This window comes from Phycicoccus sp. Soil802 (assembly GCF_001429605.1).
Taxonomy (GTDB): Bacteria; Actinomycetota; Actinomycetes; order Actinomycetales; family Dermatophilaceae; genus Pedococcus.
The window spans coordinates 376330-400407 of record NZ_LMSS01000002.1 but is presented as its reverse complement, the minus strand read 5'-3'; the positions used below and the strand labels follow the sequence as shown (position 1 = coordinate 400407).

26 protein-coding genes are annotated in these 24078 nt (G+C 70.0%); 19 read left to right on the top strand and 7 right to left on the bottom strand.

All coding sequences use genetic code 11. From position 1 onward, the window contains the following. The first annotated feature begins 36 nt into the window (after positions 1-36). The 4 genes from ASG91_RS05300 to ASG91_RS05285 are packed head-to-tail and all read left to right on the top strand — an operon-like array spanning position 37 to position 2654. Entirely contained in the window at positions 37-648 is a 612-nt protein-coding gene (locus tag ASG91_RS05300; RefSeq protein ID WP_056921555.1) for a hypothetical protein, read from the top strand. A 4-nt stretch (positions 649-652) separates the two neighbouring features. Further along, positions 653-1882, top strand: coding sequence for a pyridoxal phosphate-dependent aminotransferase (locus ASG91_RS05295; protein WP_056921554.1), 1230 nt, complete (start codon positions 653-655; stop codon positions 1880-1882). Then, the gene (locus tag ASG91_RS05290; protein ID WP_200961225.1) at positions 1882-2292 is read left to right on the top strand and encodes a CrcB family protein; all 411 of its coding nucleotides are present in this window, start codon (positions 1882-1884) and stop codon (positions 2290-2292) included. The genes ASG91_RS05295 and ASG91_RS05290 overlap by 1 nt, the downstream gene beginning before the upstream one ends. Beyond that, entirely contained in the window at positions 2289-2654 is a 366-nt protein-coding gene (locus ASG91_RS05285; protein ID WP_200961224.1) for a CrcB family protein, read from the top strand. The genes ASG91_RS05290 and ASG91_RS05285 overlap by 4 nt, the downstream gene beginning before the upstream one ends. 185 nt (positions 2655-2839) lie before the next feature. Here the strand turns inward: ASG91_RS05285 and ASG91_RS05280 are convergent, their stop codons facing one another. Beyond that, positions 2840-4363: an MFS transporter gene (locus tag ASG91_RS05280; RefSeq protein ID WP_082592924.1), complete on the bottom strand. Its 1524-nt coding sequence runs from the start codon at positions 4361-4363 to the stop codon at positions 2840-2842. A gap of 100 nt (positions 4364-4463) precedes the next feature. Between ASG91_RS05280 and ASG91_RS05275 the strand changes: the two genes are divergently transcribed. The 4 genes from ASG91_RS05275 (at position 4464) to ASG91_RS05260 (ending at position 7208) form a co-directional block, all read left to right on the top strand. Next, positions 4464-5447, top strand: coding sequence for a YafY family protein (locus ASG91_RS05275; protein WP_056921553.1), 984 nt, complete (start codon positions 4464-4466; stop codon positions 5445-5447). Positions 5448-5472: 25 nt separating this feature from the next. After that, positions 5473-5928: a VOC family protein gene (locus ASG91_RS05270; RefSeq protein WP_056921552.1), complete on the top strand. Its 456-nt coding sequence runs from the start codon at positions 5473-5475 to the stop codon at positions 5926-5928. A 67-nt stretch (positions 5929-5995) separates the two neighbouring features. Beyond that, positions 5996-7000: a hypothetical protein gene (locus ASG91_RS05265; protein ID WP_056921551.1), complete on the top strand. Its 1005-nt coding sequence runs from the start codon at positions 5996-5998 to the stop codon at positions 6998-7000. Between the two features lie 22 nt (positions 7001-7022). Then, positions 7023-7208, top strand: a complete 186-nt coding sequence (locus ASG91_RS05260) for a hypothetical protein (protein ID WP_056921550.1) — start codon at positions 7023-7025, stop codon at positions 7206-7208. A 94-nt stretch (positions 7209-7302) separates the two neighbouring features. Here the strand turns inward: ASG91_RS05260 and ASG91_RS05255 are convergent, their stop codons facing one another. Beyond that, complete coding sequence (locus ASG91_RS05255; RefSeq protein WP_235545424.1) at positions 7303-8130, bottom strand: UbiA family prenyltransferase; 828 nt, start codon at positions 8128-8130, stop codon at positions 7303-7305. Positions 8131-8211: 81 nt separating this feature from the next. On the opposite strand from ASG91_RS05255, the gene ASG91_RS05250 reads away from it, so the two are divergent. From ASG91_RS05250 to idi, 4 genes are read left to right on the top strand one after another with little or no spacing between them, the layout of a single operon-like run. Next, positions 8212-9291, top strand: a complete 1080-nt coding sequence (locus ASG91_RS05250) for a type III polyketide synthase (RefSeq protein ID WP_056921549.1) — start codon at positions 8212-8214, stop codon at positions 9289-9291. Between the two features lie 5 nt (positions 9292-9296). Beyond that, a complete protein-coding gene (locus tag ASG91_RS05245; protein ID WP_056921548.1) occupies positions 9297-9827 on the top strand; it encodes an isoprenylcysteine carboxyl methyltransferase family protein in 531 nt (176 codons plus the stop codon). Beyond that, on the top strand, positions 9824-10882 hold the full coding sequence (locus ASG91_RS05240; RefSeq protein WP_056921547.1) for an NAD(P)/FAD-dependent oxidoreductase: 1059 nt from the start codon (positions 9824-9826) through the stop codon (positions 10880-10882). Before ASG91_RS05245 ends, ASG91_RS05240 begins: the two co-directional genes overlap by 4 nt. Continuing rightward, positions 10879-11463 carry an isopentenyl-diphosphate Delta-isomerase gene (gene idi / locus ASG91_RS05235; protein WP_056921546.1) on the top strand — a complete coding sequence of 195 codons (585 nt, stop codon included), beginning with the start codon at positions 10879-10881 and terminating at the stop codon, positions 11461-11463. Before ASG91_RS05240 ends, idi begins: the two co-directional genes overlap by 4 nt. Before the next feature lie 2 nt (positions 11464-11465). Here the strand turns inward: idi and ASG91_RS05230 are convergent, their stop codons facing one another. Next, positions 11466-12965, bottom strand: a complete 1500-nt coding sequence (locus tag ASG91_RS05230) for an MFS transporter (RefSeq protein ID WP_056921545.1) — start codon at positions 12963-12965, stop codon at positions 11466-11468. A gap of 96 nt (positions 12966-13061) precedes the next feature. Here ASG91_RS05230 and ASG91_RS05225 point away from each other — a divergent pair, with 96 nt between their 5' ends. Further along, positions 13062-13799, top strand: a complete 738-nt coding sequence (locus ASG91_RS05225) for a TetR/AcrR family transcriptional regulator (protein ID WP_082593967.1) — start codon at positions 13062-13064, stop codon at positions 13797-13799. 480 nt (positions 13800-14279) lie between these two features. Here the strand turns inward: ASG91_RS05225 and ASG91_RS05220 are convergent, their stop codons facing one another. Then, positions 14280-16256, bottom strand: coding sequence for an APC family permease (locus ASG91_RS05220; RefSeq protein WP_056921543.1), 1977 nt, complete (start codon positions 16254-16256; stop codon positions 14280-14282). Between the two features lie 135 nt (positions 16257-16391). Between ASG91_RS05220 and ASG91_RS20530 the strand changes: the two genes are divergently transcribed. Further along, on the top strand, positions 16392-16562 hold the full coding sequence (locus tag ASG91_RS20530; protein ID WP_157606094.1) for a hypothetical protein: 171 nt from the start codon (positions 16392-16394) through the stop codon (positions 16560-16562). Positions 16563-16592: 30 nt separating this feature from the next. Here ASG91_RS20530 and ASG91_RS05215 read toward each other — a convergent pair whose 3' ends face one another. After that, positions 16593-17570: a DUF389 domain-containing protein gene (locus tag ASG91_RS05215; RefSeq protein WP_056921804.1), complete on the bottom strand. Its 978-nt coding sequence runs from the start codon at positions 17568-17570 to the stop codon at positions 16593-16595. 339 nt (positions 17571-17909) lie between these two features. Here ASG91_RS05215 and ASG91_RS05210 point away from each other — a divergent pair, with 339 nt between their 5' ends. Next, positions 17910-19766 carry a sialidase family protein gene (locus tag ASG91_RS05210; protein WP_157606090.1) on the top strand — a complete coding sequence of 619 codons (1857 nt, stop codon included), beginning with the start codon at positions 17910-17912 and terminating at the stop codon, positions 19764-19766. A 109-nt stretch (positions 19767-19875) separates the two neighbouring features. Here ASG91_RS05210 and ASG91_RS05205 read toward each other — a convergent pair whose 3' ends face one another. Continuing rightward, on the bottom strand, positions 19876-20508 hold the full coding sequence (locus ASG91_RS05205; protein ID WP_157606087.1) for a hypothetical protein: 633 nt from the start codon (positions 20506-20508) through the stop codon (positions 19876-19878). Between the two features lie 289 nt (positions 20509-20797). On the opposite strand from ASG91_RS05205, the gene ASG91_RS05200 reads away from it, so the two are divergent. From ASG91_RS05200 to ASG91_RS05185, 4 genes are all read left to right on the top strand, one after another. Then, positions 20798-21223: a cupredoxin domain-containing protein gene (locus ASG91_RS05200; protein ID WP_056921540.1), complete on the top strand. Its 426-nt coding sequence runs from the start codon at positions 20798-20800 to the stop codon at positions 21221-21223. Positions 21224-21294: 71 nt separating this feature from the next. Beyond that, positions 21295-21693: a hypothetical protein gene (locus ASG91_RS05195; protein WP_235545422.1), complete on the top strand. Its 399-nt coding sequence runs from the start codon at positions 21295-21297 to the stop codon at positions 21691-21693. A gap of 104 nt (positions 21694-21797) precedes the next feature. Then, positions 21798-22562, top strand: coding sequence for a CHRD domain-containing protein (locus ASG91_RS05190; protein ID WP_056921539.1), 765 nt, complete (start codon positions 21798-21800; stop codon positions 22560-22562). Next, a complete protein-coding gene (locus ASG91_RS05185; protein WP_082593926.1) occupies positions 22562-23269 on the top strand; it encodes a class F sortase in 708 nt (235 codons plus the stop codon). The genes ASG91_RS05190 and ASG91_RS05185 overlap by 1 nt, the downstream gene beginning before the upstream one ends. A 416-nt stretch (positions 23270-23685) precedes the next feature. On the opposite strand, the gene ASG91_RS05180 is transcribed toward ASG91_RS05185, so the two are convergent. Continuing rightward, entirely contained in the window at positions 23686-23982 is a 297-nt protein-coding gene (locus ASG91_RS05180; protein ID WP_157606084.1) for an antibiotic biosynthesis monooxygenase, read from the bottom strand. Positions 23983-24078: the final 96 nt, after the last annotated feature.

Genomic DNA, 24078 nt, shown 5'->3' with positions numbered 1-24078 from the left:
ACACCCTGGGGGCCCGAACCTGTCAGGCTGGCGCCCGTGCAACGTCTTCGTTTCGCGGGCGCCATCGCCGGGGTCGGCTCGACCAGCGGCGTGCGGTTCGTCGTGGGGCGGTGGACCGACTCACCCCTGGGCCCCTTTGCCGACGTCATGGTCGAGGACGCCTCCGGCCACCGGACCCTGCTCGCCCCGAGCGACGAGGTGGCCAGCTTCGTCCAGCAGACCTACGAGTTCGACGAGGTCTGCACGACCCCGGTGTCGGTGGGGGTGACCCACGACGGCTGGGACGTGCACGTCGAAGGTCACCTCGCGGCATACCTGCACCTCGGACCGCGTATGCCGCTGGGCTGGCTCCTGCGCGCGGTGCCGCGCCGACTCAGCGCGACGCCGGCCTGGGCCGCGGCCATCGACCCGGTCGCGCGGCTGCTGATGCCAGGGGTCCGCACCCGCGGGACGGCCCTCGAGGGTCGGCGCGAGTGGTACGGCGCCACTGACCTGCACTCCGTCACCAGCATCGGGGGCGCGTGGCGCGGCGTGCCGCTGGGGCGGCTGGCCGACGTCGACCCACCCTGCCGGTTCGGGTTCAGCTCGACGCCGACTCGCCCATCGGTGACCACCGTCGTGACCACGGTCGAGTTGCTGGGAGACTGAACCCGTGCGCCGAATCACGCAGTCCCGCAAGCTCCACCAGGTCCGCTACGACGTGCGCGGGCCGATCCTCGAGGAGGCCCAGCGGCTCGAGGCCGAGGGGCACAAGATCCTCAAGCTCAACATCGGCAACCCCGCGCCGTTCGGGTTCGAGGCGCCGCAGGCGATCCTCCAGGACATGGTCCACCACCTGCCGAACTCGCAGGGCTACAGCGACTCCCGCGGCATCTACTCCGCCCGCACCGCCGTCGCGCACTACTACCAGTCGCGCGGGCTGACCGACACGCACGTCGACGACATCTACATCGGCAACGGTGTCTCCGAGCTGATCTCGATGGTGCTCACCGCCTTCGTCGACGACGGCAACGAGATCCTCGTCCCGGCGCCGGACTACCCGCTGTGGACCGGGGCCGTGACCCTGGCCGGGGGGACGCCGGTCCACTACCGCTGCGACGAGTCCAACGGCTGGAACCCGGACCTCGCCGACATCGAGTCCAAGATCACCGAGAACACCCACGCCCTGGTCGTCATCAACCCCAACAACCCGACCGGCGCGGTCTACAGCGACGAGATCGTCAAGGGCATGGCCGACATTGCCCGCCGCCACAACCTGGTGCTGATGTCCGACGAGATCTACGAGAAGATCCTGTTCGCCGACGAGGTCAACCACCCGGTGCACCACCACACGGCGACCTACGCCGGTGACGACGTCCTCTGCCTGACGTTCAGCGGACTCTCCAAGGCCTACCGGGTCTGCGGCTACCGCGCGGGCTGGGTGATGGTGTCGGGGCCGAAGGAGCTGGCCGTCGACTTCCTCGAGGGCCTGACCCTGCTGGCCAACATGCGCATGTGCGCCAACGTCCCCGGACAGCACGCCATCCAGACCGCGCTCGGCGGCTACCAGTCGATCGAGGAGTACATCCACCCCGGCGGCCGGTTCTACGAGCAGAGCAAGACGGCCTGGCGGCTGCTCAACGAGATCCCCGGCGTCTCCTGCGTCGAGCCCCACGGCGCCCTCTACTGCTTCCCGCGGCTCGACCCCGAGGTCTACGCCATCGAGGACGACCAGGCGTTCGTCATCGACCTGTTGCGCACCAAGAAGATCTTGGTGACCCACGGCACCGGCTTCAACTGGTTCGAGCCCGACCACTTCCGCCTCGTGACCCTCCCCGACGTCGAGGTCCTCACCGAGGCGATCGGGCGGATCGCGGACTTCCTGGAGACCAAGCGCGCCTGATGGATGTCGTGCGCCGCGGTGACTCCGGGCTGCTCGCGGCCGTCGCCGCCGGTGGCGTGCTGGGCTCCCTCGGCCGGTATGCCGTGGGGCTGGCCCTCCCCCACGTCTCGGGGGCGTTCGCGTGGTCGACGTTCCTCGTCAACGTCACGGGGTCACTCGCCATGGGGGTGCTCGTGGTGTGGGTGCTCTCGATGGCCCGCCCGCACCCGTGGCTGAGGCCGTTCCTCGGTGTCGGGGTGCTCGGGGGGTGGACGACCTTCTCGTCCTACGCCCTCGACATCCACGCGATGGTGCAGGCGGGGCACGGACTGGTCGCCGCGGCATACCTCGTGGGGTCGCTCGTGATCGGCCTCGTCGCGGTGGGGCTCGGGATCACGCTCGGCGAGCGGCTGTTCGGACGTCGAGCGTGACCGGGACGGGCGCGCTGCTGGTGCTGGCGGGCGCAGCCGTGGGCGCGCCGCTGCGGTTCGTCGTCGACCGGTGGGCCCGCGACCACACCCGCGCCGGGACCATCCTCGGCACGCTCGTCGTGAACGTCGTGGGCTCGTTCGTGCTCGGGCTCGTGGCCGGGGTCCCGCACGCGGCGGCGTGGCTGATGCCGTTGGTGGGCGTCGGTTTCTGCGGGGCGCTGACGACGTTCTCCACGCTGGCCTTCGAGACCTGGGTGTTCCTGGAGGAGCGGGCCTGGAAACCGTTGGTCGCCAACCTCGCCCTCACGTTGGGGCTGGGACTGCCCGCCGTCTGGCTCGGCTACGCGCTCGGTTCGATGTAAACACGCTGGGGTTGCCGGGCGTGTTTACATCGGACCGAGCATGCTCCTGGTCAGATGAGATGCCGAGCGGCTCCGGCGAGCGCGACACCCAGGACGAACAACACGCTGACCCGGCGCACCGGCTCACGGCACTACGACACTGCCCGCTGAGAGCGAGCAGTGTCGTAGTGCGCTGCGTCCCGACCTCAGTGCTCCAAGGGCTGGCTGGGCATGGCCGGCAGCTGCCGGGCGACGAAGGCCGCCACGAGCATGAGCCCGACCAGCACCGCGAGCGCCACCTCCATCGCCGGCCGGAACATCTCCACCGGCACGGTCGATCCGTGCGCGTCGACCACGGAGAAGAACAGCGACCCAAGCACGGCCACCCCGGCCGCGCCCGAGAGCTGACCCGTGGTGCTGAACAGCCCCGACGCCGACCCGGCCTTGTCGACCGGCACGTCCGCGAGCGTGAAGACCCCTATCGGCGAGACCATCAGCCCGAACCCGGCGCCCGCCACGACGAAGCCCGGCAGGAACGTCCAGACCGAGGTCGAGGCGTCGGCCCCGTGCACGGTGAAGCCGAGGACGACCGCACCGGCCGCCCAGGTCAGCGCGCCGATCTGCAGCACGCGTCGGCCGATCTTCGGCGCGAGCACGGCCACCCCGATCCCGGCGAAGACGGTGGTCGTGAGCGCGAACGGCACCCCAGCGAGCCCGGCTTTGAGCACCGACCAGCCGAGACCGGCCTGCAGGTAGATCGTCTGGCACAGGAAGTAGGAGGCCATTGCCATGAACAGCAACGAGTTCATCGCCGATCCAGCGGCGAAGCCCCGGCCCCGGTAGAGGCTGAGGGCCACCAGCGGCTCGCGACCTGCGCGCTCGGTCCGCACCTGCGACCGGGCGAAGAAGCCGAGCACGACGACACCGGCCGCCATCGCGGCATACACCCACGCGGGCCAACCCAGCTCGCGCCCCATGGTGAGCGGGTAGAGCACCGCGAGCAGGCCGACGGCGAGCACACTGACACCGCGCAGGTCGATGCGAGGACGTTGCGTGGCAACGGATTCCGGCACCCACCGCAGCGCGGCCACGATCGCCAGCACACCGAACGGCACGTTGACGAGGAAGATCGAGCGCCACCCGAGGCCGCCCAGGTCGGCCTCGGTGAGGACCGCGCCGATCACCGGCCCGAGCACCGCCGACAGGCCGGCCAGCCCGGTGAAGAGTCCCATCGCCTTCGCCCGCTCGTGCGGCGCGTACATCACCTGCAGGCTCGACAGCACCTGCGGGATCATCGCCGCGGCGGCGATGCCCTGGAGGGCGCGGAAGCCGACCAGCGCCTCGGCGTTCGGCGCGAAGCCACAGGCGGCCGACATCAGCGTGAAGCCGACCAGCCCCCCGAGGAAGACCCGCTTGCGGCCCCAGAGGTCGCCGAGCCGCGACCCGGTGATGAGGGCGACCGCGAACGCCAGCGGGTAGGCCGCCACCATCCACTGCAGCTGCGCTGCGGTCGCGTGCAGCCCTGACTCGATGGTCGGGAGCGCGACGTTGACGATGGTCGTGTCGAGCAGCTCCATCGTCGACGCGAGGAAGAGGCTGAGCAGCGCGATCGTCCGCGCCCGGCCGACCGGCAGCGCGCCTCGCGCGACCGCCTCGGTCCCGGGCTGCGTCTCAACCGGCGGGTATGCCGTGGGCTCACCGTCGCGGGTGGCCTCGAGCGTGGTGGTCATGTTCCTTCTCCTGACGTCGTGGTCGTGGATTTCCTGTCACCTCCGACGCTAGGGAGACATCCGGTCACTTTCTGACCGCTTTCTCCGGCATCCTGAAGTCATGGCCAACACCAGTTCCCGCACCCTGCGACTGCTCTCGCTCCTCCAGACCCATCGGTTCTGGGCCGGGCCCGAGCTCGCCGACCGGCTCGAGGTGTCCGAACGCACGCTGCGTCGCGACGTCGAGCGGCTGCGCGAGCTCGGCTATCCCGTCGACTCGGTCCGCGGGATCGAGGGCGGTTACCAGCTCGGCGCCGGCGCGACTATGCCACCACTCACCGTCGACGAGGACGAGGCGATCGCGATGGTCGTGGCGCTCAACGGGGCCGCCCAGCTCACCGCCGGCGCTCTGTCGGAGGCGTCGGTGAGCGCGCTGTCGAAGGTCGTCCAGGTGTTGCCGCCCAAGCTGCGTCGGCGGGCCGAGGCGCTGCGCTCGGTGACGGACGACTCGCCCTTCTCCGAGGCTCCCGCGGTGCACGCCGACGTCCTGGCCGCCGTGGCCCAGGCGACCCGGGACACCGAGCGGATCCGGTTCACCTACCTGGCGCGGGGCGGCCAAGGGGCCGGCGAGGCCGTGCGGCGCCACGTCGAGCCGCACCGCCTCGTCACCGTCGGACGCCGCTGGTACCTGCTCGCCTACGACCTCGACCGCCAGGACTGGCGCTCGTTCCGGCTCGACCGCCTCAGCGAGCCGTTCGGCACCCGGGCCCGCTTCCGAGCCCGCGAGGTGCCGGGAGGTGACGCGGCGGCATACGTGCGAAAGGGACTGTCCCGCAATGAAACTCGCGTCGTCGTGCGCGCCCGGGTCAACGCTCCTGCGGAGCAGGTCGAGCGCCGCACGGGGCGGTGGGCGCGGGTCACCCCGATGGACGCCACCTCCTGCCTGCTGGAGATGGACGCGGTGCACCCGGGGTGGGCGGCCTTCGGGCTGGGCGTCGTCGATGCCCCGTTCACGCTCGAGGAGGCCACCCCGGAGGTGCTCGAGGTGCTGCGCCTGTGGGCGGCCCGCTTCAGCGAGGCAGCCGGCCCAGGGCCCATCGGCTGACGGACCCCGGTGCGACACTGCCGGGATGACCGCGAACTGGCACCTGACCATCGACTGCGCCGACACCTCCCGCCTCGTGTCGTTCTGGTGCGAGGCGCTCGGCTACGTGCCCGAGCCGGCTCCGGACGGCTGGGACTCGTGGCTCGCCTACTGGCGTGCCGGCGGCATCCCGGAGGAGGAGCTCGTGGGTGCGGAGGAGGGCAGCGGGGCGATCGTCGACCCCGAGGGCGTGCGGCCGCGCATCTGGTTCCAGGAGGTGCCGGAGCCCAAGTCGGTCAAGAACCGGCTGCACCTCGACGTCCGGCACACGCCGGGTCGCGAGGCGATGCCGTATGCCGAGCGGCGGGCGAGCGTGGACGCCGAGGTCGAGCGCCTGGTCGGGCTCGGCGCGAGCATCGCCTACCGCAACGCGCCGGAGGGCGCGGACTACTACGCGGTGACCCTGCGCGATCCCGAGGGCAACGAGTTCTGTGTCGTGTGACCGGAGTGGGATGACGGGTGCTGCGTGGTGACTCGGCGCCGCCGCCGACACCTGAGAGGCTGACGTCGTGCTCACCACGAACGACGTCGCCAAGTGCGAGGCCTGGTTCGACTCCCACGGGTTGCCGTACTTCGTCGAAGCGGGTCACGAGGCGATCCAGCGGGCCCTCGTGCCGCGGATCGTCGGCCTCTGGGCCGTGCTCGCCGTGGCGCCAGCCGTGCTCGTGACGGTGGTCGCGCTCAACCTCGACGCCGGGGTCGGCGAGGCCGTCGCGGCGGGACTCCTCACCGCAGCCGTGGTCGCCCTGGGCCGGGCGGTCCGGGTGTTCCGGGTCGGGCGGATCGGCCGCTGGGCGCTGGCCCACGCCTGGGAGAACCGGTCGCTGATCGGCCCGCTGGCGACACGCGCCCTGCCGTTCCTGCTGCTGTTCATCACCTTCCTCTTCATCAACACCGAGGTCTGGCAAGTGTCCTCGGCGTTGCCCCGGCCGTTGCTGTGGGTCTGCGTCGGGATCTTCGCGCTGCTCGCGGTCGCCTTCCTCGCGCCGTCGTTCCGCAGCGAGATCGAGCGGGTCGGCGCCGAGGTCGAGGGCGAGATGCTCGCGGCCACCTGCGTCGGGACCCCGGTGGCCTCGGCCGCGCGCGAGATCCTCGCCGAGCCACACCTCGCGACCGAGGTGGCCGGCATCCGGCTGCCCCCGCTACAGCGCCGCAACCTCATGCTCATGCTCTTCATCGCCCAGGCGATCCAGATGCTGTCACTGGTGCTGATCGTCTTCGGGTTCTTCGTCGTCTTCGGCTCGATCGCCATCCGCCCCAGCGTGATCGAGGCGTGGGTGGGCTCGGAGCCGCACTACACGGGGCCGTTCCACCTCGTGAGTGACGAGCTGTTCTCGGTCGCCATCTTCCTGTCCGCGTTCGCCGGCCTCTACTTCACCGTGCAAGCCGTGATCGACCAGAACTACCGGCGCGAGTTCTTCACCCGCATCCAGGACGACCTGCAGCGGGCGATGGGGGTCCGCAAGGTCTACGTCGCCCTCCGTGCCCACCTCGCGGCCGACCGTGGCGCCTGAGCCCCGGGCATAGGCTCACGACGTGCACCCACGCGTAGCGCTCGGCATCGGCATCCTGCTCGTCCTGGTCGGCCTCCTCTGGACCTTGCAGGGACTCGACATCGTGGGTGGCAGCGGCATGAGCGGCGTCCCGATCTGGGCCGTCATCGGGCCCTTCGTCGCCCTGATCGGCATCGTGGTCGCCTTGGGGGCGCGCCGAAAGCGCTGAACCCCGATGACCGTGTCGCCTCTTCACTGAGCGCCAACCCACTCACCGAGTCGACCTGACAGTGGGTTGGCGCTCACTCACGGAGCCGAGGGCATCAGCGCAGGACCAGGACCGCCACGTCGACCAGGGCGATGCCGATGGCCGCGACGAAGGGGCCCTTCCCCCGACCGAGCACGGCGAACAGGGCGAGCAGCACGCACGCGGCCAGGCCGACCCAGGCACCGGCAGGCACCACGCCACCCGGCCCGAACGTCGCCACGACCGAACCGGCCAACAGCACTGCGGCAGCGATCACCCGCACCCGCCCCGCACCGAGCCGCTGCGGCAACCCGCGCACTCCGGTGGCGGCGTCGTCCGACAGGTCGGGCAGGGCGTTGAGCAGGTGCGCCCCCACCCCGAGGACCGCCCCGGTGGCCATCATCCACACCGGTGGCCACGCCCGGTCCGGGGCCGCCAGCGACACGACGGCGGGCAGCGCACCGAACGCCACGGCATACGGCAGCGCTGACCAGGCGGTGCGCTTGAGCCCGAGGTTGTAGGCCCAGCCACTGCCCACCCCGAGGAACAGGTGCACCAGGGCCGAGCGCCAGCCACACAGGAACGACAGGACGACGCAGGCGACACCGGCGACACCGATCGCTCTGCGCACCAAAGCTTCCGAGAGCTCTCCGCTGGCCAGGGGTTTGTCCTCGCGCGCGACGGCACGGTCGCGGGCGGCGTCGATAAGGTCGTTGGACCACCCGATGGTGAGCTGACCGGTGAAGACGGCGGTGGTGACCAGGATGCCGGTCGCCAGGTCGAGGTCGAGGGCCACCGAGAGGAGCGCCACCAGCACCGTGACGGCGAGCGTGGGACCGGGGTGACAGGCCCGTACCAGCGCGGTGCGCGACGTCGACGACGCTGACACCGGCTCGCTGGACACGGGCCCACCCTAGGCGGCCACCGGCCAAGCCCGACGGTCCCGGCGACACACGACGGCCGCTGGTGTGCCTACGCTCTCCTCGTGAGCCGCATCGTGTCCGTCGCCGGGGTCCTGCCCGAGCACCGCTACGCCCAGGGTGAGGTGACCGCCGCCTTCGCGTCCGTCCTCGGTGCGCACGGCGTCGACCGGCTGCTGCTCGAGCGGATCCACGCGAACGCCGGCGTGAGCCACCGTCACCTCGCGCTGCCCCTGGAGCGGTATGCCGCGTTGCGCGACTTCGGGGAGGCCAACGACGAGTTCATCGCGGTCGCCGTGGACCTCGGCGCCGAAGCGGTCGTCGATGCGCTGAAGGCGGTGGGTCTCACCCCCACCGACGTCGACCTCATCGTCTCGACGACGGTGACGGGGCTGGCAGTCCCGTCGTTGGAGGCCCGGATCGCCGCTCGGATCGGCCTGCGCCCGGACGTGAAACGGGTGCCGATCGTGGGCCTCGGCTGTGTCGCCGGGGCGGCCGGCGTGGCCCGCGTCCACGACCACCTGCTCGGCCACCCCGGCGACGTCGCGGTCCTCCTGTCGGCCGAGCTCTGCAGCCTGACCGTCCAGCGCGACGACACCTCCACCGCCAACCTCGTCGCCAGCGGGCTGTTCGGCGACGGTGCCGCAGCCGTGGTCATCGTGGGCGCCGACAAGGCGGCCGAGCTCGGTCCCGACACCGGCCACGACCTGCGGGTGCTGGCGACCCGGAGCCGCATGTACCCCGACAGCGAGCGCGCCATGGGCTGGGACGTCGGCGCCTCCGGCCTGCGGATCGTCCTCGGCGTCGAGGTGCCTGACCTGGTGCGGGCCAACCTCGGCGAGGACATCGACGGCTTCCTGGACAGGCACGGCCTCAGCCGAGCCGACATCGGCTTCTGGGTCGCCCACCCCGGCGGACCCAAGGTGCTGGAGGCGATGGCCGACGCGCTCGAGGTGCCGCGCGATGCCCTCGGCGTGACGTGGGACTCCCTCGACCGGATCGGCAACCTGTCGTCGGCCTCGGTGCTGCACGTCCTCGCCGACACCCTGCGCGACCGCCCCCCGACGCCCGGGTCGTACGGCGTCCTGATGGCCATGGGCCCGGGGTTCTGCCTCGAGATGGTGCTGCTCCGAGCGGCCGGCTGACGACGATGTCCACCTCACAGACCCTGTTCACCGTGCTCATCGCCGCGGTGGGGCTCGAACGCCTCGCCGAGATGGTCGTGTCCAACCGCCATGCTGCGTGGGCCTTCGCGCGCGGTGGGGTGGAGTCGGGTCGCGGCCACTTCCCGGTCATGGTGCTGCTGCACACCGCGCTCCTCGTCGGAGCGCTCGTCGAGGTCGTCGCCGCCGACCGGCCCTTCATCCCCCTGCTGGGGTGGCCGATGCTCGTCCTCGTCGGGCTCGCGCAGGGCCTGCGCTGGTGGTGCATCGCAACGCTCGGGCCGCAGTGGAACACCCGCGTCATCGTCGTGCCCGGCGCCGCCCTGGTCGCCGGCGGTCCCTACCGCCTGCTGCGTCACCCCAACTACGTCGCCGTGGTCGTCGAAGGCTTCGCGCTGCCGCTGGTCCACACCGCGTGGGTCACCGCAGCGGCCTTCACGGTCCTCAACCTCCTCCTGCTGTCGGTGCGGATCCGGGTGGAGGAGCAGGCGCTCGGGCTCCGAGCCGGTGCGGCGTGAGCGTCGACCTCCTCGTCATCGGCGGTGGCCCCGTGGGCCTGGCCACCGCCTTGTATGCCGTGCGACGCGGCTTCACGGTCGAGGTGCTCGAGCCGCGCCCCGGCCCCGTGGACAAGGCGTGCGGTGAGGGCCTGATGCCCGGAGGGCTCGCCGCCCTCGACGACCTCGGCGTGCGGCCAAAGGGCCACCCCTTCAACGGGATCCGCTATCTGGCGCGCAACGGCAGCGCCGTCGCGGACTTCACCCGGGGCCCCGGTCTCGGCGTCCGTCGGACCGAGCTGCATGCCCGCCTGAGCGAGGCGACCGCCGACGCCGACGTCACGGTCCGCCGACTGTCGGCGACCGGCTTGAGCCAGGACGCCGACGGCGTCGACGTGACGACTCGGCTGCCGGGTGGCGAGGGTGGGCCGACCATTCGCGCCGGTCACGTGGTCGCCGCCGACGGGCTGCACTCCTGGGCCCGTCGACACCTCGGCCTCGACCGACCGGCGAGCCGGCCCGGCCGGTACGGGCTGCGCCAGCACTTCGCGATCGCGCCGTGGTCGAGTCATGTCGACGTCCTCTGGGCCCAGGATGCCGAGGCCTACGTCACCCCGGTCGCCGACGACCTGGTGGGCGTCGCGGTCCTGAGCCGTCGACGCCGACCGTTCGCCGAGCACCTCGCCCAGTTCCCGCCGCTCGCCGAACGCCTCGCCGGGGTGGGGCCGGCCTCGGCCGTGCAAGGCGCCGGTCCGTTGCGGCAACGCAGCCGGCACCGGGTCGCCGGCCGGGTGCTGCTGGTCGGCGACGCCAGCGGCTACGTGGACGCGCTGACCGGTGAGGGCATCTCGCTGGGGCTGGCCCAGGCGCGGGCCGCAGTTGCGGCGATTGCTGCCGACCGGCCGGCCGACTACGAGCGCGGATGGCTCGCAGCCACCTGGCGGTGCTCGCTGCTGACCCACGGGCTGCTGCAGGCCACCCGCCCACAGGTTGCCCGTCGCGCCCTGGTGCCGCTGGCGGCGCGAGCGCCCTGGGTGTTCTCGGCGGCCGTCAACGAGCTGGGCCGGTCGGCGTGACCGAGCTCGTCGTCCTCCTTGACGACCACGGCCGCGCGGTCGGAACGCAGGACAAGGCGACCGTCCACCACGGCCAGACGCCCCGGCACCTGGCCTTCTCGGCATACCTCGTCGACCCGGAAGGGGCGCTGCTCGTCACGCAACGGGCGGGGACGAAGGCGACCTTTCCCGGGGTGTGGACCAACTCGGTCTGCGGCCACCCGGCCCCGGGCGAGGCGCTCGACACGGCTGCCAGGCGTCGGGCGCTCGACGAGCTGGGCGTCACGGTGGGCGAGCTGCGGCTGGTGCTGCCGGAGTTCGGGTACGTCGCCGAGATGGAGGGCGTGGTCGAGAACGAGCTGTGCCCGGTGTTCGTCGGGGTGCTTCCCGGTCGTGAGCTGGGCCTCGAACCGGCCGAGGTCGGTGGCGCCGAGTGGGTCCCCTGGTCGACGTTCTCGGTCGAGGTGCTCGACGGACGGCGGGCGGTGTCCTCGTGGTGTCGGGAGCAGGTCGAGCAGCTCGTGCTCCTCGGCCCCAACCCCCGGGACTGGCCCGCCGCAGATCCAGCGCTGCTCCCCCCAGCCGCCCGCCTCGACAGCTGACGTCAGGCGGTCTCGTCGTCCGGGTGCTCCTCGACCGGGTGCTCCTCGACGGTGTGGGAGTTCGTGAGCGTGAGAGCGCCACCGGCCGCGACCATCCCGACGACCACCGCGAGCAGGGCGTAGGTGATCCGCTCGCCGTGGAAGAACGACGCGACCAGACCAGTGCTCCACGTGCCCGCGGGCAGCTGGGTGGTGACCAGCGCGGCGATCATCGTGCCGACGACGGCCGTGCCGAGGCTGGTGCCGACCTCCTGCGCGGTGTCGTTGAGCGCGGTGCCGATCGAGGTGCGGTTGGCCGGCATCGCGTCGACCAGGGCTACTGCACAGATCGTCATGACCGTCCGCAGGCCGATCGTCATCAGGACCAGGCAGACCGCGATGGCGAGGTAACCGTGGTCGACGCCCCAGGAGAGCCCGCCGAGCGACCCGGCCAGGAAGCCAGCCCCCACGAGGCACGCGATCCGGTGGCCGAAGCGCCTCGCCAACCACTCGGACAACGGCGTCGCCACGACCATCGTGAGGATGATCGGCAGGTTCGCCAGGCCGGCGCGGACGGGGCTCCACCCGTAGGCGTACTGGAAGTGCAGGATCAGGCCGAACATCACGCTGGCCATCGCGATCGACGTGCCGATCTGGGCGATCGAGGCGCCGCGGACGGTGCCGTTCGAGAAGAGGCCGAGGTCGAGCATCGGCGCGGCACTGCGGCGTTCGTGGCGCACGAACCACGCCCCGGCCACGAGGGCGCCCGCGATCGAGCCGATCGTCACCAGGGAGCCCCAGCCGTGCTCGACGCCACTGGTCAGTGACCAGCAGGCGAGGCCGATCGTGGCAACGCTGAGAAGGGCTCCGGGCAGGTCGAGCCCGTCGTCCGTCAGGTCCTCCCGGCGGTCGGCCGGGACGCCGAGCCGCACTCCGATGAAGGCCAGCAGCGCAATCGGCGCGTTGACCACCAGGAGCCACTCCCACCGCACGTGGGCCAGCGCGGTGCCGCCCAGCAAGGGGCCGAGCACGAAGCCCGACATGCCCACGACGATCATCACGGTCATGGCCCGCATGCGCAGTGCCCGGTCGTCGAAGAGGCGGAAGACCAGCGAGTTGGTGATCGGCGCCATCGCCGCGGCGGCGATGCCGAGCCCGGCTCGCAGGGTGATCAGCTCGGCGGCCGTGGACACGGCGGCCACGGCCAGGCTGAGGAGGCCGAAGACCGCGAGCCCGACGAGCAGCACCCGACGGCGCCCGAGTCGGTCGGCAACCGAACCCGCGGTGAGGAGCAGCCCGCCGAACGTCAGGGAGTAGGCGCCGGTGACCCACTGCAGAGCCGTGGTGCCGCTCCCGAGGTCGCGCCCGATCGTGGGCAGCGCGATCGACAGCAAGGTGTTGTCGACCATCTCGACGAAGAAGGCCAGGCAGAGCGCGGCCAGCGGAACCCAGGCCGCCCGCAGCGACCGGTACGTGGGTGCCGCGGTGGGCGTGGCGGTGGTGGTCACATCAGTAGGCGTCATGGGGCCCTCCTCTCGAGGCGTCGTCGACTATCGAACGACGTTCCAGACGATAGAACATTGTTCGATAAATCCGCAAGCTGTGGTTGGATGGACGTCATGGCAGGCCCCCGAACGCGAGCAGTGGACCGTCGTCCACCCGGTCGCCGGCGCGCCTCGCACTCGCTCGACGCCGTGCTCACCGCGGCAGTGGAGCTGCTCGACGAGGCCGGCGACTCGGCCCTGACCTTCCGCGCGCTGGCAGCCCGCCTCGGCACCGGCGTCGGCAGCATCTACTGGTACGTCACGAGCAAGGACGACCTGCTCGACCGCGCGACCGACCACGTCCTCGCTGGGGTGTTGACCGCCGTCGAGGGACAGCCCGGCACCGACGACCCGATCGCGGACCTGCGGGTCATGGCCGTGACGTTGTTCGACGCGATCGTGGACCGGCCGTGGCTGGCCGCGTACTTCATGCGCAACACCGACGTCCAGGGCAACTCCCTCCTCCTCTACGAGAAGCTCGGCCAGCAGACCCTGCGCCTCGACCTGACGCCGAAGGAGCGGTTCCACGCCGTCTCCGCGATCGTCGGGGTCGTCGTCGGCACAGCCGCCGACCTGGGTCAGGACCCACCCGAGGAGGTCGTCAGCGGCGCCGTCGACCGCGCCGAGTTCCTCGCTCGGTATGCCGCGACGTGGCGGGCCGCGGACCCAGACCAGTTCCCGTTCGTCAGCCAGATCGCCGACGAGTTCGCCGGGCACGACGACCGCGAGCAGTTCCTCGCGGCGCTCGACCTCACCCTGGCCGGCCTCCGCCTCCAGGCCGGCGGCGAGGTGGGCCAGCCGGGGCACGAGTAAGGCCCCCGTCGCGTTTCCGCGAGCGGGGGCCCCATCGTCTGTCTCAACGCAGAGTGCGCCCGAAGGGATTCGAACCCCTAACCTTCTGATCCGTAGCAATTCGCGGACGGCGACTCGTGACGACTCTGCGCGACCTAGTCAGCGCCCTCGAGGCGCATCGTCGCAGGTCAGGACACTGCAGACGGCTGGAGTCGTCGCCAAGCGGGTGTTGTCGAATCGTTACCCACTTGCTGCGCGGCAGGGCTTCTTGGGCCCATTCTTGAGCCCCTCGGGCGGGGGCCGGGGCGTCAGGGCCGACCGGCACCGGGAGTTGCGGTTAGCCCGTGCTCGCCAAGAGTCACAGCCCTTGACCCTGGCGCCCACCTCGGGAAACGAGGGCGCGGTCCCCTTGGCGCGCATTTTTACAGATTAGGCGCGGAAACGAACATTGTCTGTACGGCGTCGGATGAAGGGTTCGACACCAGGGGAACCAGTCACTCCTCAGCTGACGTGGATGCCCGGACGTCGTGTCGGGTCCGGCTCGACCTTGCGGATGATCTCCCGGACGACGGGTGGGGTGTCGCCGCGCCCGAGGAGTAGGTACCGCACGAGATGGGCGACTGGTGAGCCTTCGGACCACTCGAAGTGGCAGTGCGGGTGCAGGCCGGTCGCGTCCCGCAGCGCGAGCAGGACGGCGGCGATGGCGTTCGGTGCCGCCGGGCTGGCCACCCGCAGGATGCGGTACCCGGCCACATCGACGCCGTGCACGCGCAGAACATCGGCGAAGTCGGACGGGTCATCGATGTCGACCTCGAGGAACAGCACATCAGATCGTCCGGGGACCGGGTTCATGGACCGCTGCTCGGCCTCCTTGGCGACGTACTCGGCCTCGTCGCCGGCTTGGCGCTTGTTCGAAATGATGTTCAGCAGCCCATCGTGCGCCACCGACTCCTCGATGAATCGGCGAGCGGGTTCGTCGAACTCGATGTGCTCGACCCGCAGCTCCGTGGTGCGGCTGATACGGGAGATGAGGGAGACCACGACAATCCCCAGGATGAACAGGGCTGAGATGGCGATGCCGTCGGGCTTCTCGCGGATGTTCTCCACCAGGGCGTACAGCAGGATGAGCGTCAGGACCGCGAACCCGGCCGCGGCCACCTTCTGCCGGTGCCGGTACGCCGAGATGGTGACGGCCACCGCGCCGGAAACCATCATGGCCAGGATGCCGGTGGCGTAGGCACCGGCTTGGGCGTTGACGTCGGCACCGAACGCGATCGTGATGACGATGCAGATGACGGTGTAGACGAGCACAACTGGGCGCACCGCACACCCCCACTCGGGCGCCATCCCATAGGCGGGCAGGTAGCGGGGCACGATGTTGATCAGACCGGCCATGGCTGAGGCGCCGGCGAACCACAGGATGAAAATAGTGCTGATGTCGTAGACGGTCCCGAACCCGTCGCCGAACATCTCATGCGCCAGGTAGGCCAACGCCCGCCCATTGGCCTCCCCGCCGGACTCGAATGCCCCCGCGGGGATAAGCACGGTGGTGACGAAGCTGGTGGACAGCAGGTACACCGACATGATGAGCGCCGCCCCGGCGAGAAGCTTGCGGGTGTTGCGGATCCGGGAAGCCAGCTTCTCCTTGGCGCTCTTCCCGTCCGCGGCCACCAGCGGCATCATCGACACCCCGGTCTCGAATCCAGACAGGCCGAGCACCAGCAGCGGGAACGCGATGACCGCCGGGCCGATTGCGCCGCCCAGGCCGCCGCTGTCGGACAGCGCGGAGGTCCACGCGGACAGCGCTCCGTCGGTGGTGAACACCTCGACCAGGCCCTTGACCACGACCACCGCGTTCAGAGCCAAGAACACTGCCACCAGGGGGATGGCCACGCTGACGGCCTCGCTGAACCCGAGCAGGAACACCCCGCACAGCACGAGCAGCAGGAACACGGTGATCGCCACCGCGTGCCCATGCAGCGCGTCCGGGAAGAACGGGGACTCCAGCACGTGCACGGACGCGTCCGCTGCCGACAAGGTGATGGTGATGATCCACGACGTGGCCACGAACCCGAGCAGGACCAGGACGAACACCTTGCCCCGCCAGAACGGCAGCAGGTCCTCCAGCATGGCCACCGACCCTTGCCCGTGCGGGCTCTCCCGGGCGACACGCGAGTACATCGGCAGCATTCCCAGCAGGGTCAACAGCACGATGAGCAGGGTCGCCAACGGCGACAGCGCCCCGGCGGCCAGCGCCGCGATTCCGGGCAGGTACGCCAGGGTGGAGAAGTAGTCGACCCCGGTCAGGGTCATCACCTTCCACCACGCATGCGGCTTCGCATGCTCCTCACCCGACTCAGGACCGACCGGCTGGACCCGGTGCTCGAGCAGCCACTTGGCCCCGGGCCTGGTGGACTCCGTGCGGGTAGCGGGGCTTGGCACCCGGGCGGGCATGACCAGCGGGTCAGAAGCGTTCATGTCGTCCTCTGCTGCGAGTGTAGGTCGGGCCACCCTACGGGCGACGAGCCCTTGACCCTGCCGACCGGCACCACGCCAGCACCGGGCCCCACCGCCGCTGATACGTTCGGGCCATGAGGAAAGCATGAGGGCACGATGAGCACGGCGGTCCGAGTGCTCCTTGCCGTAAGCGCAGCCGCCGCAACACTCGCCATCGGGCGAGCCGTTGCGGCCCGGGAGGAGAACCACCGGATGACGCTGCCGATGTCCCTCGGCGTCGGTGTGGCTCTGCTCGCCGTGTACCTCACCATCGCACTGTCCGTGTAGACGGAGTACGGCCCGAGCTCGCCTCGACGACTACCCCGGCTGCTTGGACCCGCGGTGTCGCAGCCGGCCGAGCATCCGCACCCGCTTGGCTGACATCCGTGCCCACACCGCCTGCTGCACTGCAAGGGTCGCCCACCCCGCGAGGGCCATACCGGACAGATTCAGCGCCAGCTGCAGGGTGCTGCCCCACACCTCGTGACCGACCCCGAACGCCAGTCCGAGGGCAATGTTCCCCGCAGCGGGGACGGTGGTCACGGAGATGAACACCCCGGACAGCCCACCGGTGCGGGCGGAGGTCACCGACAGGACCCCCGCGGCTCCGGCGATGACGGCCACGATGAACGACCACTTGTCGGGGAAGTAGATGAAGTCGGTGCCGGGACGAGGCCCAGTGACGTCGCCGAGCGTGATCCAGCCCAGCGCCTTGGCGGCCAGCGCAAACAGGGTGGTCAAGGCGATGGCAGCCGCGAACCCAGCGACGAGGGTGACCGTGGCGCGGCGCAACAACGTGGTCCTGCGGCGGACGAGGGCCACCCCGAGTGCCGCGACAGCCCCGAACTCCGGACCGAGGACCATGGCCCCGATCACCAGGATCTGGGAGTCCAGGACGATGGCGATGGTCGCGATGAGCGTCGCCAACGTCATGAAGCTGCCGTAGGTCCAGTTCAGCTCGGAGTCCTCGTACGCGCGCTGGGTCACGTCGGCCCAGACCACGGAGTCGGCGCTGCTGCCCGGTGTACGCCGCTCGGCTTCGTAACCATCCTTCGACAGCCAAGTGGTCACGTGCTCGACGTGCAGCGACCCGCCCTGGTGGACGCCCAGGTCGCGCAGCCCGTCGATGACCACGTTCGCGCCCTCACGGGCCACGTCCGCCAGGACCAGGTCGCCGGGGGGACGCAGGGACGCACGGCGAACCACTGACAGGGCGCTGACGCTGGTGTCAGATTCCAGCAGGGCCAGCACGCGATCGGTCTGGGCGGCCGGTGAGGAGATGCGCAGGTGCAGCATGCGGACAGTGTCGCGCAGCCGCACGGTCCGGATGGCGCACCACCGGATGCGTCTCGCCTGAGACTGCCCGGCGCGTCCCATGCGCGCTCGGGTTCCCCCGGACAGGAGCTTGCCGCAGGTGTAGAGCCCGCCCGAGGAGGGGGTTCGCTCGGTGACGACGTAGAGGATCTCAGGGGTCACTCAGGCCGGGACGCGGATGCGCGAGCAGTGTTACCGGGGACGACAGCGCGGAAGGGCGCTCGACGCCCAAAGCGCGACCACCGAGCCCCCGCCTCAACAGCGTTCAGGCGACATGGACGAGGCGCGCCGCGCAGGCCCCATCCCAACCCGAGGAGTGCCATGCGCATCACCAAAATGGCTGCCTTGGGCGCAGCCGCCGCCACAGCAGTAGTTCTCACCCCGGGGCTGGCGTACGCAGTCCCGATCACGCCCGGTGGATCCACCGAGGTCACCGTCGGAAGCAACGACAACCTGTTCTCGCAGAACAAGCAAAACGAGCCGGGACTGGCGGTCAACCCGGTCGCCCCTTCGGTCCTAGCTGCGGGAGCCAACGACAACATCGACCTGGAAGCGTGCAACGCCGGCGACGACCGCACCTGCCCGTTCACGCCAGGTGTCGGGGTGTCGGGGGTGCAGTTCTCCACCGATGCGGGGCGCACCTGGACCCAACCTACGTACACCGGGTACTCCGCCCGGGTCACGCCCAGCTGTGTCGGTGCCCCGGACCCCGCCCCCGGGGTCCCACCGGCGGGTGACACTGGCTGTGTCCCCGACCCCAGCGGCCCTATCGGCACCCTGCCCGGGTACTACGAGCACGGGATGGTCTCCAACGGTGACCCCGAGCTGGTGTTCGGCCCGCGTCCGTCCGCGAATGGTTCGTTCTCCTGGGCCAACGGTCAGCGGCTGTACTACGCCAACATCGCCACGCCGTTCCCGGGCCGGGCGCCGTTCGCCGGAGCTGCCGCCATCGCCGTGTCCCGCACCGACAACATCGCCGGAGCGATAGCCGGACAGAACTCCGCTTGGATGGATCCCGTCATCGTGACCCGGCAGAACAGCGCCCTGTTCAGCGACAAGGAGCAGATCTGGGCCGACAACGCGGCCACGAGCGCCTACTTCGGCAACGTGTACGTCTGCAACGTCGGATTCCGCGGCACCGCCGGTTCAGAACCAGTAACCCTCGCCCGGTCCACCGACGGTGGTGGAACGTGGCGCACTCGGCAACTGTCCGCTGCCACGAACAACAACCAGACCGGGGGACGCCAAGGGTGCGCCATCCGCATCGACAGCACGGGTGTCGTGTACGTCCTGTGGGCCGGCACCGACATCCAGTCCAGGCGTGACGTGTTCTACCAAGCCCGCTCCTTCAACGGCGGCGCCACCTTCGAGCGGCCCCGGGTCGTACAGACCGTCGCCAGTATCGGCCAGTTCGACCCCGTCCAAGGCAGGTTCACGATTGACGGCATCGCCGGTGCGCGGACCAGCAACTTCCCCAGCGCCGACATCGCCAACGGGGCCCCCACCGGAACCGATGCCACCAACCAGATCATCCTGACCTGGGCGGACAACCGGGCCGGCACCGACCAGGAGAAGGCGTACGTCAGCACCTCCGTCAACCGCGGCGCCTCGTACACCGCCGCCCAAGCCGTCAGCGACGCCGGTGACCGGGCCAACTTCCCCGCCGTCGCGGTGTCCCCCGATGGCTCGGACGCCTGGTTGGTCTACAACGCCTGGCTTGACCCGTGGCGCAGCGACACCACCTCCCCGCGCCGCATGCAAGGCGTGGTCAAGCACGCGGAGGTAAGCCGGACAACTGGCGCCGTCACGGTGTGGACCACCGTCCACCGCGGCGCCCTCGGTGACGGGCGCGCGTCCAGTGCCAACGGGCTCACGTCCGAGTTCCTCGGCGACTACAACTACGCCGTCGCGACCCGCGACTACGGCGCCGGGGTGTGGAACGACATGCGTGACAGCACCGTCTGCGCGGCGATCAACTCCTACCGTCAAGCGTTCTTCGAAGACGTCACTGGCGGCGCCGCGGCGCCCACGGTTGGCGATGAGAAGGAGGACCAGGAACAGGCGGCCGAGCTCCCGGCCAGCCATTCCACCGCCCTTCGGCCCGGACCCAACAACCAGTGCGCACCCACCTTCGGCAACTCCAGCATCTACGGAGGCACCTTCAGCGACGACAGCTAAGCACCCCTGCTCGACGCAGCCCCTGACGACCGGGTCGTCAGGGGCTGGTGCGATGGTTCATGCTCCTCCCTGCGGAGCATGAGTCACCGGCTCGATCGGTGCGGTCTTGTCAGCGCTGTTGAGCTATTTCTCCGCAGGCCACCGGAAGCGTGGCTTCGAACAGGCTGCTGAGGGAGGAGTGGTCAGGATCGGACGGCAGGTCCGCGCCGTGGAGAACGATGTGCAGGTTCGCCAGGTTCTTGGCCACCTCCTTGGGGACGACAACCGACCGGTGGTAGGCGAGGTTGCCGGCAGAGTCGGCTTTGACGAACCGCTCGAGGCTCAGACCGCTCGAGGGACTCGTGTCGCCTGTGATGGTCATCGACACGTCGATCGGGCCGTATGACGGGCCGCCTTCAGCGAGCGAGATCAGGCCGTCAGGCTGTCCCGCGATGAACGTTGAAGGGTCGATCGGGTCACCGGTGTTGACGTCCGCGCTGATGTCGGGGCACTCGTTGTTGGACTGAACCACCCCGTGGATGTGCATGGCGTGCGGCTCACCCGGGGTGAGCCCAGAAGCCGTCAGATTGATATCGAGCGTCCGCCCAGTCAGGCGCAGCGAGGCCTGACCGTGGACATCGGATCCGCCATCCGCGGACTCACTGTGGGGCAGGGGCCTCAGGGTCGCGTCGAAGCTTCCCGCACTGACAGCGACGGCGGCACCGGCAGACACCAGCAGAACCACGGGTGCAGCGAGCAGCACCGTAACTTTTCTCTTCATTTTTGGATCCTCTTTGATCGCAGGTGCCCCTCAGTGCGGGCGCACTACACCCGACCTGTCATTCGATCCCTGAGCCCCAACGGATTGGCCCTCATTCAGCCTTGCGGGAACCTGCCCATGAGCCTTGCGTCGGCTCCGGCAACGCGCTCGATGAACGTCGCGTCCAGCCCGGGCGCGGTCAATGGGCTCAGCCACACCAAGCCGGTTTGGACCTTGTAGCGAACTCCCTGGTGCGGTCGTCGTCTCGGCTGCCTGACTCGGGAGGCAACACATGAACCGCAAGATCACGCTCCTCGTATTCATTCCCGCGCTGACGCTCGGCCTGTCGGCCTGTGGCTCATCGGACTCCGGCTCGTCGTCGACCTCGCCCATGTCGTCGATGCCGATGCCCTCGGAGTCGAGCACCACCACCAGCCCTGCGGAGCCGACGGCCTCGACCACCACGGACGCGGGCGAGGCCGTCATTTCGATCACGGACTTCGCGTACAAGGTGCCTACGTCGGTGGCGCCCGGCGCCACCATCACGATCAAGAACGGTGACGCACAGGCGCACACCGTCACGTCCAAGGCGGGCGGATTCGACGTCAAGGTGGACCCCAACGGGACGGCGACGTTGACCGCGCCGAGTAAGCCCGGCAGCTACCCGTTCGTCTGCACCTTCCACGCCAACATGACCAGCACGCTGGTCGTCAAGTGACCACCGCCGCGATCGCTGCCCCGCGCGCCGCGGGGCACACTTTCTCACTCGTACTGCGTGTTCTTCTCGCCGTGTCCCTCGCCGTCGATGCCGTCGTTCACCTCCGGCTCGCCGGCGGCTACCAACAATCCGCGCCGAGCGGCATCGGCGCGGGAAACCTGTTCCGCATCGAAGCCGGGGTTGCCCTGGTGGTGGCGGCATGGGTGCTCTGGCGAGGTAGCCGCTCCGCCCTGCTCGCCGCCTTCGCGGTCGGCTTCAGTGCCGCCGTGGCCGTCGTCCTCTACCGCTACGTCAACGTCCCCGCCCTGGGCCCACTTCCAGCCATGTACGAGCCCGTGTGGTTCTTCGAGAAGGCTTTGAGCGCGGTGTTCGAAGGCGTGGCAGCAGCCGCGGCACTGACCGCCGTGGCCCTCATACCTCGCCAACGGGGTAGCCACGTGCCGACCGGGGATGCGCCTGCCGCGAACTAGTCCGGCCCAGGACCCATCTGCCGCACGGACCACACCGAAGTACCTGCACAAGCGTTGTTCAGGATCGACGGCCAAACACGGCCACAGGACCAAGGAGCACCCGTATGCGCACCACCACCAAGATCGCCACCGTCGCCCTCGGCTCGGCGGCCCTTCTCCCCTTCCTCGGTGCCGGCATCGCACAGGCTGCCGATGGGAACACGACGGCAACACTACGCCCGGTCGCACTCAACGGCGTCAAGGCCAACGGCACCGCGATGGTGACCGTCAGCGGCACCCGCATCGACGTGACCATGGCCGCGTCCGGCCTGCTGGCCGGCAGTCCGCACGCGGCGCACATCCACTTCGGGGCCGACGCCCGCCACGAGTGCCCCGTCGCCGGCGACGACGCCAAGGGCGACGGCACCATCAACACCACCGACGGTGGCCCCGCCTACGGCCCCATCGTGGTCTCGCTGACCAAGACCGGCGACACCTCGCCCAAGAGCGGCCTGGCCGTGGACCGCTTCGACACCGCCCCCGGTGGCAAGATCAGCTACGAGCGCGGCAGCATCAACGTCTCCTCCGACGTGGCCCAGGCCATCACCGAGGGCAAGGCAGTCGTCGTCGTCCACGGTGTCGACCACAACGACAACGGCAAGTACGACGGCGAGACCAAGAGCGACCTCGACCCGAGCCTGCCCACCGAAGCAACCGACCCGGCCATCTGTGGCGTCCTGAACGCGGCCCCGGCCGGCGGCATGGACACCGGCGCCGGTGGCACGTCCACCCCGAACAACGAAGGCATGCTCCTGCTCGGTGGCGGCTTGCTCATCGCCGCTGTGGGTTCGGGCGCCTTCACGGCTCGCAAGGCTCGTAACCGCGTCTGATGTCCCACCCCACGAAGTTCGGTGACCGCCGCGGCAGCATTGCCGCGGCGGTCACCGTCGTGCTTCTCCTGGTGGGTGGCGCCCTGGTCGGCAAGGCCTATTCGGGAACCCAATCGCCGCCGCAGCCCCCTGCCGCCCAGTCCGCTCCGTCGTCCGCTGCATCGGCATCCTCGTCGCCGGGCACGACGCTGTCGCCGTCATCCAGCGCGACCACGTCCACGCCTGCGAGCACCTCGGAATTCGGGCCGATCATGCCGCCAAGCTCGCCGATTTCACTGGCTATCCCGTCCATCGGCGTGAATACGAAGGGCATCGTCGACCTCAAGCTGGACAAGAACGGCAAGCTCGAAGCACCCCAGGACTTCCAGAAGGCAGGCTGGTACGCCAACGGCCCCACACCCGGGGAGTTCGGACCGGCGGTCATCGGCGCCCATGTCGACAGCAAGTCCGGGCCCGCGGTCTTCTACCGCCTGGGGTCACTGAAGAAGGGCGCGCAAGTGTCCGTGGTCCGCAAGGACGGCTCCACAGCCCGCTTCGTCATCGACCGCGTCGCCCGGTACCCCAAGAACGCCTTCCCCACCGCCACCGTGTACGGCGACACCAACGGTCGCGCCGAACTCCGCCTCATCACCTGCGGTGGAGCCTTCGACCAATCCACCGGACACTACGTCGACAACATCGTCGCGTTTGCCCACCTCATCAGATAGCAGCCCGCCCAGGCCACACGACCCGCCATCCACCCGGGAACCGTGCCTGGTTCCGGCGAAGCGGAGGACGGGCGTTGCCGTCGGCGACGAACAGGTCACGCGAGCATCAGGCACCACGGGGCGGCGAAACGGATGGGCGCGCTCGCCTCGCTGCGGTTCGCTGCCCCTACCTCACCGCCGATGACCAGACGACCCGGTCAAGGCCATCGGCCCATTCCGGACAACCTGGGGTACGTTGGCCCTCAGGCCGACATGGCTCGCGGGTGCACCGGAGCCCACACCTGGGCCCGCTTCCCATCGGCCCGAGACGACCGTGTCGGCCCCTCACGGGATCTGGCGCGGTCGTCTCGTCACAGAACCAAAGTCGGGCTCCCTGGCGAAGGCGAGCCACCATGTGCGGCAGATGAGTGCGGTGCTCAGCATGGCCCCCGGCTGTCCACGAGAACCGGCATGATCGTCAGGGCCGGCTCGGCCGAGAATCGCCGGAACAGGGCGGGAGCCGCAGGCGGTTCGGAGGCAGCCCTCATGGCATCTAGGGCGGCGCGATCCCGCCACAACGAATGAATCGCCCAGTGTCCCTGGCCATCGCTAAGCAACTGCGTTTCGAGCAGCCCGTCGGGGAGGCCGCCAGCCAGCAACATCTCGTACGCCGCGATGAGCTCCTGAGCCTGGCCCTGATCCACGTTCGCGGTGACGATCGTCAGAATGTTCATGACACCCAGAGTGCTCTACAGCATCCTCGAAGCAAGCCAGAAGTCGCAGACCCGCCGCGGCTGAGCGGTCGAATCTGAAATGGAAATGACGGTCGC